This is a genomic window from Hydrogenophaga sp. FG152 (genome assembly GCF_057809615.1).
The window spans coordinates 20,152-31,414 of sequence record NZ_JBMDKH010000031.1 but is presented as its reverse complement, the minus strand read 5'-3'; the positions used below and the strand labels follow the sequence as shown (position 1 = coordinate 31,414).

The window sequence follows — 11,263 nt, the reverse complement described above, 5'->3', positions numbered from 1 at the left end:
ACCCGCGAGCAGCGCCGGAGAACGCGGACCACGCCAGCCGTCAGCGCGAGGTGCAGGCAACCCACCACGACGTGCCAAGCAAAAAGCAGGCAGAAAAAGAATGATCCTCGGCGACGCCAGAAGCGGGAAACTCCCCGACCACATCACCGCCTTCGGCAGGGCCCTGCGCCGCGCCGGGGTGCCGGTCGACAGCAGCCGCGTCATCCTCGCCGTCACCGCCGCACAAGCCGTCGGCCTGGAGCGAAGAGACGACCTGCGCGCCGCCCTCGAAGCCGTGATGGTCAGCCGCCAGCAGGACATCGGCGTCTTCGGCGAAATGTTCGAAGCCTTCTTCCGCAACCCCGAACTCGCCCAGCAACTCCTCGCCCAAATGCTCCCCAAAGCCGCCAAAGCCCACCCGGTCCGGCGCAAAGCCCGCGTGCAGGAAGCCCTCAGCGTCGCCGGCCTCAAAGCCCGCACCCCCAACCAAGGCGAAACCGAACTCAAATTCGACGCCGCCATGACCGCCAGCGACCAACAGCGCCTGCGCCATGCCGACTTCGCCGGCCTCTCCGCCAGCGAATTCCGCCTCGTCGAACAACTCGTGCGCGACATCCCTCTCCCCTTGCCCCCCGTGCGCTCGCGCCGCGAACGCGCCGGCACCCGCGGCCACCGCCCCAACTGGCCACGCGCCCTGCAACAGGCGCGCCGGCACGAAGGCGAACTGCTCCAGCTGCCCCTGATGAACCGCCGGCCCCAGCCACTGCCGCTGCTCATCCTCGTCGACATCTCCGGCTCCATGGAACGCTACGCCCGCCTGCTGCTCGCCTTCCTGCACCAGGCCACACGCGGCACCCCGCGCGCCGCCTTCGCCTTCGGCACCGAACTCACCGACCTGCGCGCCGCCTTCCGCCACCGCGACACCGACCAGATGCTGGACATGGCCAACGCCGCCATCGACGACTTCGCCGGCGGCACCCGCCTGGGCGCCTCGCTCGCCACCCTGCGCACCCAATACCCGCGCTGCCTCGTGGGCCGGCGCACCGTCGTGCTGCTCATCACCGACGGCCTGGACACCGGCGCGCCCGAGCTGCTCGACCAGGAACTCACCTGGCTCGGCCGCCACAGCCGCCGCCTGCTCTGGCTCAACCCCCTGCTGCGCTACGACGGCTACGCCCCCCTGGCCAGCGGCGCCAGCGTGCTGCACCGCCACGCCCACGGCATGCTCGCCGTGCACAACCTCAGCCGCCTCGAAGACCTCGCGCGGTCCATGGCCGCGCTGATGCAGCGCGGCTGATGTCATCTGTTTCATTCATCATTCCGACCTGACAGGAGAAACCCACGTGGACATGCAAGGAAACCGGTCACTCGCCGTGACGCAGCAGCAGGCCTGGGAAGCCCTCAACGACCCCGACATGCTCAAGGCCTGCATCCCGGGCTGCGAAAAATTCGAGCTCACCGAACCCAACACCTACGCCGTGACCACCGCCATCAAGATCGGCCCGGTCGCCGCGCGCTTCAGCGGGCGCGTGACGCTCACCGACATCGTGCCGCCCACCTCCTACAAGATCGGCTTCGACGCGCAGGGCGGTGTGGCCGGCTTCGGCAAGGGCGAAGCCGCCGTGCAGCTCGCGCCCGCCGCCTCCGGCTGCGAACTCAGCTACACGGTGCATTCCACGGTGGGTGGCAAAATCGCGCAGCTCGGCCAACGCCTGATCGACGGCGCGGCCAAGTCGCTGGCGGAAGACTTCTTCCGCCGCTTCGACGAGGCCTTGCAGGCCCGCTACCCGAGCGCCGCTGCCGCCGCCCCCGCATCGGCCGGCACCGCGCTCCAACCCATGCCCAAGGCCGGCGGCGGCATGCCGACCTGGGCCTGGGCCGCCATCGCCGTCGTTGTGGCGGCGGTGATCTACCTGGCCACGAAGGGATAACCTTGGAAAATCTGGATGTCACCGTCCTGCGCACCCTGCTCGGCTGGCGCAATGAAGGCCGGCGCGCGCTGCTGGCCACCGTCGTGCGCACCTGGGGCTCGTCGCCGCGCCCGGTCGGCTCGGTCATGGCGCTGTGCGAAACCGGCGCGGTGGTCGGCTCGGTCTCGGGCGGCTGCATCGAGGACGACCTGATCTACCGCTACAGCCGCGCCCACGGCGCGGTGCAAGGCAGCACGGCACCGCCCGGCATCACGCACGAGATCCCCACCGGCCCGCCCGAGCGCGTGAAGTACGGCGTGAGCGCCGACGAGGCCCACCGCTTCGGCCTGCCCTGCGGCGGCACGCTGGAGCTGGTGCTCGAATTCAACCCCGACGCCACGTCGCTGGACGAACTGGTGCGCACGCTCACCGCCGGCCACCTGGTCGAGCGCCGCACCGAGCTGGCCACCGGCCGCGTGGAACTGCGCGCGGCCGACACACCTGCGGCACTGGCCGACGAGAACGGGTGGCTGAGCAACACCTTCGGCCCCGAGTACCGCATGCTGCTGATCGGCGCCGGCCAGCTCACCGAGTACCTCGCCACCATGGCGCTGTTCAACGGCTTCGCGGTCACCGTGTGCGACCCGCGCGAGGAATACCGCAGCGCCTGGGCCGTGCCCGGCGTGACCATCGTCACCGAGATGCCCGACGACGTGGTGCGCGAGTTCCGCGTGGACCGGCGCAGCTGCGTGATCGCGCTCACGCACGACCCCAAGTTGGACGACCTGGCCCTGCTCGAAGCGCTGGAGACCGACGCCTTCTATGTGGGCGCGATCGGCTCGCGCCGCAACAACGAGGCGCGCCACGCCCGCATGATCGAGCACTTCGACCAGACCGAAGAAAGCCTCGCCCGCCTGCGCGGGCCGATCGGCATCTACATCGGCAGCAAGACGCCGGCCGAGATCGCGGTCAGCGTGATGGCCGAGGTGCTCGCGGTGAAGAACGGCGTGCCGCTGCCGCGCGACATGGAAGTGGCGAACGCGAAGAACACCCTCTCCGCCGCCGAAGCCTCCGCGCCCACCTGCTTCGTCTCGCCGTGAAGACGGGTTTCGTCATCCTCGCCGCCGGCGCCGGCCGGCGCATGGGGGGCGTGGCCAAGTGCCTGCTGGAGCTGGAAGGCAGCACCCTGCTGGAGCGGCTGCTCACCCAGCTGCAGCCCCTGCGCGGCCCGTCGCGCCATGACCTGGTGCTGGTGCTCGGCCACCACGCCAAAGACGTGCAGGCCCATGTGGCCCGCCTGCCCGAAGGGCTGGCGCCACTGTGCGTCATCAACCCCCGCCCGGAAGAAGACACCGCCTCGTCGCTGCGCGCCGGCCTGCGCGCGCTGGCGCACGACGTGAAACAGGTGGTGGTGCTGCTGGCCGACCAGCCCCTGATCGACCGCGCCGACGTGCAACTGGCGCTGGACGCCTTCACCGCCCGCAGCCCCGGCATCCACGTGCAGGTGCCCATGGTGCACGGCCAGCCCGGCCACCCGGTGATCTTCGACGCGCGCGTGCGCAGCGCCCTGACCGAGCCCCTGCAACCCAGCCTGCGCCAGTGGCGCGCCGCCCACCCGGAGGCCGTTCGCCTGTGGGCGGTGGACAACCCGCACTACACCCGCGACCTGGACACCCCGGCCGACCTGGAAGCCCTGGTGCGAGAAAACCGCTGGAGCTGGCGCTGGCCGGGTTAACCCCGTCAACGCCGGGGGTGCGCGGGCGGCCAAACGCTGCTCTAATGGCGAAGACCTGTCCGCAGCCCGGCCCCGGCCCAGCCAACCCCCTGCCGATCGTGACCCCACAGCCCCAGCCTTCGATGCCCCAGCAGCAGCGCCTGGCCCTGATCGAACAGGCGCGCAAGGCCGTGCTCGAATCGCGCGCACCGCTCAGCCCGCCCCTGCTGGCGCCCTGGGTCGAACGCTCCTGGCGGCGCTGCCTGGACATCGGGCTCGAACCGCGCCAGCACATCACCTTCGACACCGTCACCAGCGGCGCGGCACAGCGCGCCATCGAAGCCAACCAGCCGCTGCTGCGCGCCGCCGCCCCGGTCATCCAGTCGCTCTCGCGCGCCATGGCGCACACGCGCTACTTCGCCATCCTCACCGACGCGCGCGGCCTGGTGATCGACGTCAACGGCCCGGTGGACCGCCACAACCCGCAAGCCGCCAGCATCGCCCGCATCGGCGTGGACTTGTCCGAACGCGCCGTGGGCACCACCGCCATCGGCACCACCCTGGCCGACCTGCAGCCCGTGTGGCTGCACCGGGGCGAACACTTCTTCGACGACACCAGCGTCTACAGCTGCGCCGGCGCGCCGATCTGGGGGCCCGACGGGCAGTGCGTCGGCATGCTCGACCTCACCGGCGTGAACGTGATCGAACAACCCGCGCTCAAGCACCTCGTCACGCAATCGGCGCGCAGCATCGAGAACGCCCTCACCCTGAGCCAGCCGCACCGCCTGCTGCTGTGCCTGAGCTGGCCCGGCCGCATGCCGGGCGACGCCAGCGACGGGCTGGTGTGCCTGGACGCCGATGGCCAGATCACCGCGCTCAACCGCCCGGCCGCCGACATGCTGGGCATTGCCGCCGGCATGGCGCCCGGCCACTGCAGCGAGCTCTTCGCCGTGCCGGTGGAAACCCTGTTCGACGCCGCGCGGCACCAGCGCGGCCCGCTGGAAGTGCCGCTGTGGTCCGGCCTGCGCCTGAGCGTGCTGGCCCAGCTCAGCCAGGGGGGCGAACGCGGCGCCCTGCACGGCGCCGCCGGCCACAGCCTGCCACTCAAGGACGTGGAAACCGCCATGATCCGCAAGGCCGTGGACGACGCGCGCGGCAACGTGAAGGAAGCGGCGCGCGCGCTCGGCATCAGCCGCGCCACCGTCTACCGCAAGCTCGGCCGCAAGGGCTGAGGCAACTCGACCGCCCTTCAGGCGAAGGGCGCCGCGCGGAAGGCATCCAGCCCTTCTGCCTCACGCGAATGGCGAGCCGTTGCCGGGTAGGCCTGGGCATCCACCTCACCGGGCACCATCTCCTGCGCGAAGCGCCACGCCACAGCGGCCGTGACCCCGGCCTGGTCGATGGAAGCCACCCCCACCGGCAGGGGCTGCGCCACCAGCTCGGCTTCAAGCTGCGCAAAGGCGGCCACCAGTTGCCCCTTCACCCGAAGCATCCAGGGCTCGTGCAGCTTCTCGGCCGGGCGCAGATTTCGCTCGTAGACGATCTGCACCGCCTTTTCGCAAGCCGCCAGACCCAGCCCCACGACGCGCAGCGCGCGCTGCCGCTGCGGCCCGCTCGCCGGCATCAGGCTGCGGCCCGCCACGGACTCGACGTGGTCAATGATCAGCGTGGAGTCCATCAGCGTCTGGCCGTCGGCGCACACCAGCGTGGGCGCCTTCACCACCGGGTTGATCGCGCGAAACTCGTCGAAGGTGCGAAACACCGAGATCGGCCGATGCACATAAGGCAGCCCGAGAAGTTGCAAGGTGACCGCCACACGCCGCACATAGGGCGAGTCGAGCATGCCGATGAGTTCCATGTTTCCGTCCTTGGATAAAAGGCCCATGCTAGACAATGGCACCGCCCCCTCCAAGCGCGGGCCATCGGAATCCGGCCCTCGAAACCGATGGATCATCGCTGCCCGCGCCACACGACACACCGCCATGAAGCTGGACAAGAAAGACCTCCTCATCCTCGAAGCCCTGCAGCGCGACGCGCGGCAAAGCCTGGCCGCCATCGGCAAGCGCATCGGCCTGTCGCAGCCCGCCATGAGCGAGCGCGTGCGCAAGCTGGAGGATGCGGGCGTGATCGAGGGCTACAGCGCGCGCGTCAACCTGCGCGCCATCGGCATCGGGCTGCAGGCCCTCATTCGCATCCAGACCACGCACGCCGGCATTTCCCAATATGTGCAGCTGTTCGAGAACATGCCGGAGGTGCTGGAAGCGGACCGCGTGACCGGGGAAGACTGCTTCATCGTGCGCTGCGCCATCGCCGAGCCGAAGGATCTGGAGCGCGTGGTCGACGCGCTCGCGGTGCACGGCAGCGTCACCACCTCGCTGGTGCTCTCCAGCCCGGTGCGCAAAACCGCCACGGTGTTCGCAACGCGGCGGGCGTAAGCCGCATCGCAGGCGATCAGTCCGTCAGGATCGACTCCGTGTAGATGAAGCTGGTGCACGCCGCCACAAATGCCCGTGGCGTCTGCCGCGCGCCGAAGCCATAGACGCGAACACCCTCGCGCCGCACACCGAACGCCAGCGGCGTGAAATCGCTGTCTGACGAGACGAGGCAGACCGCATCGAACTGCCCCGTGTTCACCAGCGACATGGCCTCCACGCTGAGCATGATGTCGGCCGCGTTCTTGCCCTTGGCGTAGGGAAAAAGCTGCACCGCTTCGATGGCGTTGTGGAGCAGCACGTTCTTGAAACGGCTCATGCCGGGCCGAGACCAGTCGGCATACGCGCGCTTGACGATGAGCACGCCGTAACAGGCGGCGCGCAACAGGATGGAACGGATCAGCGTGTGGGAGACGTTCTCCGCGTCGATCAACACGGCGAGTTTCTGTTGCTTGTGCTGCAGCTTCGGCATAGGTGCCTGCCTTCCCTGTTCGTGGAGGAACAGCCGCCGCCACACAACACAGAGTGGCGGCGGCCCGAACGGGTTGAGAACCAGGAAAATTCTCGCGAAAAACCGGCAGGCCTTGCGACCTCCCATTCGAGCCGCCATAAAACAAGCGTGAATGATGAAGGCCGCTGTTCTAGCGGTGTACAGCGGCCTTCAGGCCGCGACAGTTTTCTCGGGTTCTCAAGCCCGGCTCACCTTTTTCGTGAGCGGAAGGGACTGTACATCAATACGACGAAAGCATTCAATGGGCGTGAGAGAAAAATCTGCAGCGAACGGTCCCAGTCTCGCAGGTGCACCATCTCAGCGCCCGCAGCAGCGGCACCAAAGAGAGCGATCCGAAGGCAGCTGTGCAGCGGTTGCAGTCTTTCAGCTTCGAGGTCCGAGTGACTCGAGTAGACCAAAAGCGGACTCTCCCGAAAGGAAAAACAGTCGCTCAATTTCTGGTCGGAGGGAATGCAAACGGCAAGCGGCTCGCCGGTAGCATTCCACTCCACACAGGTTCAGCCACCCCTACGCATGGAACGGGGTGCTCGCTGCGATGAGAACCTGCTGGGCGACAAACTGAACAAGCTCAATGTCATGGGCGAGCTGCTCAGCCTCCTTCGAAAACGGCAGTAGCAATTCAAACTCAGAGTTCTTCGCGTCCGTCTTTGTGTGCACGATCTTGCATCGAATCTCATAGATTCGCTCTGCAACATCGGCCCTGAGATCGGCTGTTGGGCTTGCTATGGGAATCTTGTGGTCGCAGAGTCCCCTCACTTTTGACGAGAGGAAATCCGAACGAACCGAGTCAGCTGTAATGAACTGTCGAACGGCCTCGGCATCGATGCACTCCAACAGCGTGGCTCGGAGCTGTGATCTCTCGTCTCCGAATGCGCCCGACCTACTAACGTGGATTGCCGATAGAAGACGACCAAGGTCTGCATCTCTATCACCACGAAAACCCGGATCTTTGAGGACTGCCTTGAGCTTGCGCCGCGCATCAGCCTGAGAGTACGTCGGAAAATAGTACTCAATCACTTGGTAGTACGCGAGGTACTGGAGTAGGGGCATGCCAATGGCGCTGCGTGCATACCAGTACAAAGAGATAGGAGCCGAGTCGTACTCATGCACCGGGAACGCGATATCTGGCGGCTGCTCAGCTCGAGTCGAACGTCTTCGCCGTGCCAGAGAGCGGCGCTCACGAACAAGCGTGAATGTCACGTCATGCAGCAGATCGATCTGAAAAAATAACGCATCGGAGACGCGACGAAGGTGTTCAAGCGCCTTGTCGTGTTGAGTGATCCCGTCGGCGGTCAGTGAGATTGACAATCTTGGGCTTGGGCCACGAACTAGTTTGGAGAGTTCGGCTGATGGCTCCGAGATGGCAAGCGAAGTCTTCTGATCCGGTGATAAAAGTTCAAGTCCTGTAGCGGCGTTATGGTCCGCCGAAACACCCGGAGGAACCTTCAGCAGGCGAGAGAGGAGCGACCTTGAAGAGGACGCACCTAGAGCGCGAACTGCCGCTTCGACTGTCCCTGTCTTGTAATTGCAGACGGCATCAAGTCCTTGCAAGAACACGTAGTCCTCAAATGGCACTGATAGCAATCGCTCAAAACTAGAAAAGTTAAAACAGCTGATCCAGCGTCGCTCTCTACCGCAGGGAATGCCGACTCGGAAAACTCGTTCACCAGGTTCAAGTCCTTCGACCTCCTCTATCGGAATCTTCGCAGCGACACATCTAGCCTCAAGTTTGTCACGCAGGGGCTTTATGTCACCCTGGGACTCGGTTTCGGGGGCAAGATCCTCTTCCGGAAATTGTTCAATGTTCGACATGATTGATCGACTGAGTATTGTGGATGGCGGAGGTTTGAATCCAACGGCCGCCAGAGGCGGTCCGCTTGGAGAGAGGATCGGGCTTCACTGAAGACCAATGGCCCGTGCAAAACGCTTCCCAAGTTCGGTGCGCTGCATGACCCCCTTTTGATACTCCACCTGTACCTCGTCTTGTTGTGGTTCCTGACGCAATCGTAAAAACTCAGGTCGTTGGTCTGCCCAAGCGTAGTGAGCGGCTTCGGTTAAGTGCTTGTCGTAGGCCACATCAACTAGTCCGAGGCGAATCCAGTTGTCAATCATTGCTGGAAGCTGCGGGTCTTCAACGGGCACGCCCGTAGTTGAATTTTTCAGATTAAGCAGATGTTGAACGAGCACGCTGTAGCCAGAGCCGTCCTTGAACTTTCGATGAATTTGGATGATCGGAATCGCGCTCTGGGATTGAAGTGCCTCTCGGACTAGCCTTGCATCTTCGCTATCAAGTTGTTTGATGATCTCCACAAAAGCCGGGTGCGCAAATGAGGCAGAGCGACCATCCATTGAAGTAGTCAGCAAATTTAGATACATCTCTTTGAGATCCGGCTCGTCGTGCGTGAACGCGAGCCCCTGCAACGTAGGGCCGGCAATGGATGCCTTTGGCTCAACAACGTACTCTGGTGGTATTGCTTGCGCCTTCTCAGCAATGTCTTGCTGGAACCTCCCAGAAAAGTAAGCTCGGGCCTTGTCGAAAGCGAAGTTGATTGCGGCCAAGGGAACAAGCACGTTGTTGATGGTCTTTGTCAGCGTAACGGCCGTCTGTCCGAGATTGCCTGCAGCTTCCTTGACCTGTGGGTTGTCACCCGCAGCCTTAATGACCTCCACGACGAGCGAAACGCTGTCCTTGGCTACGTTGAACGCATCGTCATTCGACATATGCTCCCTCTCTGACTGTTTGTTGCACCCAAAGTTTGAATTAGAGCAGCATGCACTGCATTCTGGCAAGATTCGCGCAAATGAGTGGAAAAGTCAGGATTGCCGATCGCTCCACAGTCTACTGGCTAAGGTCGCCGTCGAGGCTACAACTCTGGTCCATCAGTTCAATTGGAATGACGGCTCTGAGACGCCGTGCAAGATGTCCGCTCCGTGTGTAGAAAGCAGTCGGCTGCGCGACAATGGTTGAAAGTCTCACACCAGTCTTAAGCGGGTATCGAAAGCGGAAGCCTGCTCCGCAGCGGTTGCCCTCCGCCTCGCCAGCGTTCCGAACGGTGATCTGCGCCACGTTGCGGTCACTCAAGCTGAAGTCAACGCGTTCGCCCGAGTGCACTCGGATCTAAGCGAAAATTCGGCATTTCCTGAATGCCATAAGGAGTCGTCGTGAATATGCTTGTCGAACGGAATCTCTTGGAGACAATGACACCGTGAGTGCACCCCGTCTGTTCGTTTCATACAGTTGGTCGAACCCTCAGCATGAGCAGTGGGTTGTGGAATTGGCCAATGAGTTGGTAGCCAGCGGAATCGACGTTGTTCTCGACAAGTGGGACCTACGTGAAGGCCATGACGCGATCGCGTTCATGGAGAAGATGGTTACTGACCCGAGCATCTCTAAGGTCGCCCTTGTGTGCGACAAGATCTACGCTACTAAGGCGGACGGAAGGGCGGGCGGTGTAGGGACGGAGACCCAGATCATTTCGGCCGAGGTGTACGCAAAGCAGGATCAGGGAAAGTTTGTGGCGGTGCTCGCCGAGAAGGACGCAGACGGCAAACCGTTCCTCCCTACTTACTACAAGTCTCGCATCTACATTGACCTAAGCGAAAGCGAGCGATACGCGGAGAACTTCGAAAAGCTTGTGCGCTGGATATTTGATAAGCCTTTGTTCAAGAAGCCGGAACTTGGAAGGCCACCCTCATTCATCACCGACGCCAATGCACCGGTTCTTGGGACAACTCCGCTTGCGAAAAGAGCTGTCGACGCCCTAAGAAGCGACAAGGCCTATGCGAGAGGTGCGGTGGACGAATACTTCACTACGTTCACTGAGCAGTTTGAGCGGTTTCGGCTCGCGCCAGGTGAGGAAGAGCTTGACGACCGCGTTGCCAAGTCCATCGAGGACTTTCTCCCCGCTCGAAACGAGTTTCTTCAGGTTCTGACCACACTAGCTCAGTACGCAGACACCAGTAGCTACTCACCTCGCCTGCACCGGTTCTACGAGTCGCTCATTCCCTACCTGGACCGGCCTCCACACATCAATCAATGGAATGAGCTCGACTTCGACAACTTCAAATTCATCGTGCATGAACTCTTCCTGTACGGTGTGGCCGTTCTCCTGAAGGGAGAACACTTCGGCGTCACAGACTACCTGTTGGGGCAGCCCTACTATGTGCCTGGCAACTCTGACTATGGAAAGAATACAACCGTCACTTTTACTGCGCTGCAGGAGTATGTGAAGTCACTCGAAATCAGGAATCAAAGGCTTAAGAAGGGCCGCGCCTCACTCCGAGCTGATTTTCTTGAGCAGCGCTCACACGCATCCGGGCTCGCATTCCGCCACGTTATGCAGGCTGATCTGGTTTGCTTCCTTCGAGGCGACATGATGGGCGTTGATTCGTGGCATCGGTGGTGGCCATACACCCTGCTATACGCGCAAAGACATCACGGACCATTCGAAATTTTCGCCCGTGCCTCCTCGCAGGCCTATTTGCCTTCCGTGCTCAAGGTCATAGGCGCTCCTGATCTCCCAGCGCTCAAGGCAAAGCTCGAAAGCTACGCGAAGGACAACAGCCTCCCCCGCTGGAGCTATCACTCGTTCAGTCCGACGACTCTGACTGGCATTGAGCAGCTTGGAACACGCCCGTGAGCCCACGGCATAACTTCACGTTGAACGGTCGCTTACACATCGGTGCAACTTCCGCTTCTGGGATTGCGGGAGTCCAG

The 11,263-nt window shown here is 63.4% G+C and carries 11 protein-coding genes; 7 read left to right on the top strand and 4 right to left on the bottom strand.

Going from position 1 to position 11,263, the window contains the following annotated elements; translation table 11 throughout:
- The first annotated feature begins 100 nt into the window (after window positions 1-100).
- The 5 genes from ACODTB_RS24935 (at window position 101) to ACODTB_RS24915 (ending at window position 4,835) form a co-directional block, all read left to right on the top strand.
- The gene (locus ACODTB_RS24935; protein WP_291117784.1) at window positions 101-1,276 is read left to right on the top strand and encodes a vWA domain-containing protein; all 1,176 of its coding nucleotides are present in this window, start codon (window positions 101-103) and stop codon (window positions 1,274-1,276) included.
- Between the two features lie 46 nt (window positions 1,277-1,322).
- Complete coding sequence (locus ACODTB_RS24930; RefSeq protein ID WP_291117787.1) at window positions 1,323-1,910, top strand: SRPBCC family protein; 588 nt, start codon at window positions 1,323-1,325, stop codon at window positions 1,908-1,910.
- 2 nt (window positions 1,911-1,912) lie between these two features.
- Window positions 1,913-2,989, top strand: a complete 1,077-nt coding sequence (locus ACODTB_RS24925) for an XdhC family protein (RefSeq protein ID WP_291117790.1) — start codon at window positions 1,913-1,915, stop codon at window positions 2,987-2,989.
- A complete protein-coding gene (locus tag ACODTB_RS24920; RefSeq protein WP_291117793.1) occupies window positions 2,986-3,624 on the top strand; it encodes a nucleotidyltransferase family protein in 639 nt (212 codons plus the stop codon). Before ACODTB_RS24925 ends, ACODTB_RS24920 begins: the two co-directional genes overlap by 4 nt.
- Window positions 3,625-3,746: 122 nt before the next feature.
- Window positions 3,747-4,835 carry a helix-turn-helix domain-containing protein gene (locus ACODTB_RS24915; protein WP_291117812.1) on the top strand — a complete coding sequence of 363 codons (1,089 nt, stop codon included), beginning with the start codon at window positions 3,747-3,749 and terminating at the stop codon, window positions 4,833-4,835.
- Window positions 4,836-4,852: 17 nt separating this feature from the next.
- Here ACODTB_RS24915 and ACODTB_RS24910 read toward each other — a convergent pair whose 3' ends face one another.
- Window positions 4,853-5,461, bottom strand: coding sequence for a glutathione S-transferase (locus ACODTB_RS24910; protein WP_291117797.1), 609 nt, complete (start codon window positions 5,459-5,461; stop codon window positions 4,853-4,855).
- Window positions 5,462-5,585: 124 nt separating this feature from the next.
- Between ACODTB_RS24910 and ACODTB_RS24905 the strand changes: the two genes are divergently transcribed.
- Window positions 5,586-6,038 carry an Lrp/AsnC family transcriptional regulator gene (locus ACODTB_RS24905; RefSeq protein WP_291117800.1) on the top strand — a complete coding sequence of 151 codons (453 nt, stop codon included), beginning with the start codon at window positions 5,586-5,588 and terminating at the stop codon, window positions 6,036-6,038.
- A 16-nt stretch (window positions 6,039-6,054) separates the two neighbouring features.
- Here the strand turns inward: ACODTB_RS24905 and ACODTB_RS24900 are convergent, their stop codons facing one another.
- The 3 genes from ACODTB_RS24900 to ACODTB_RS24890 all read right to left on the bottom strand — a co-directional run bounded on the left by ACODTB_RS24900 (window position 6,055) and on the right by ACODTB_RS24890 (window position 9,267).
- Window positions 6,055-6,507, bottom strand: a complete 453-nt coding sequence (locus ACODTB_RS24900; protein ID WP_291117803.1) for an NYN domain-containing protein — start codon at window positions 6,505-6,507, stop codon at window positions 6,055-6,057.
- A 546-nt stretch (window positions 6,508-7,053) separates the two neighbouring features.
- On the bottom strand, window positions 7,054-8,358 hold the full coding sequence (locus ACODTB_RS24895; RefSeq protein ID WP_291117806.1) for a hypothetical protein: 1,305 nt from the start codon (window positions 8,356-8,358) through the stop codon (window positions 7,054-7,056).
- A gap of 84 nt (window positions 8,359-8,442) precedes the next feature.
- Window positions 8,443-9,267 carry a DUF4393 domain-containing protein gene (locus ACODTB_RS24890; RefSeq protein WP_291117809.1) on the bottom strand — a complete coding sequence of 275 codons (825 nt, stop codon included), beginning with the start codon at window positions 9,265-9,267 and terminating at the stop codon, window positions 8,443-8,445.
- 485 nt (window positions 9,268-9,752) lie between these two features.
- Here ACODTB_RS24890 and ACODTB_RS24885 point away from each other — a divergent pair, with 485 nt between their 5' ends.
- Complete coding sequence (locus ACODTB_RS24885; protein WP_291119148.1) at window positions 9,753-11,186, top strand: TIR domain-containing protein; 1,434 nt, start codon at window positions 9,753-9,755, stop codon at window positions 11,184-11,186.
- The last annotated feature ends 77 nt before the right edge of the window (window positions 11,187-11,263 follow it).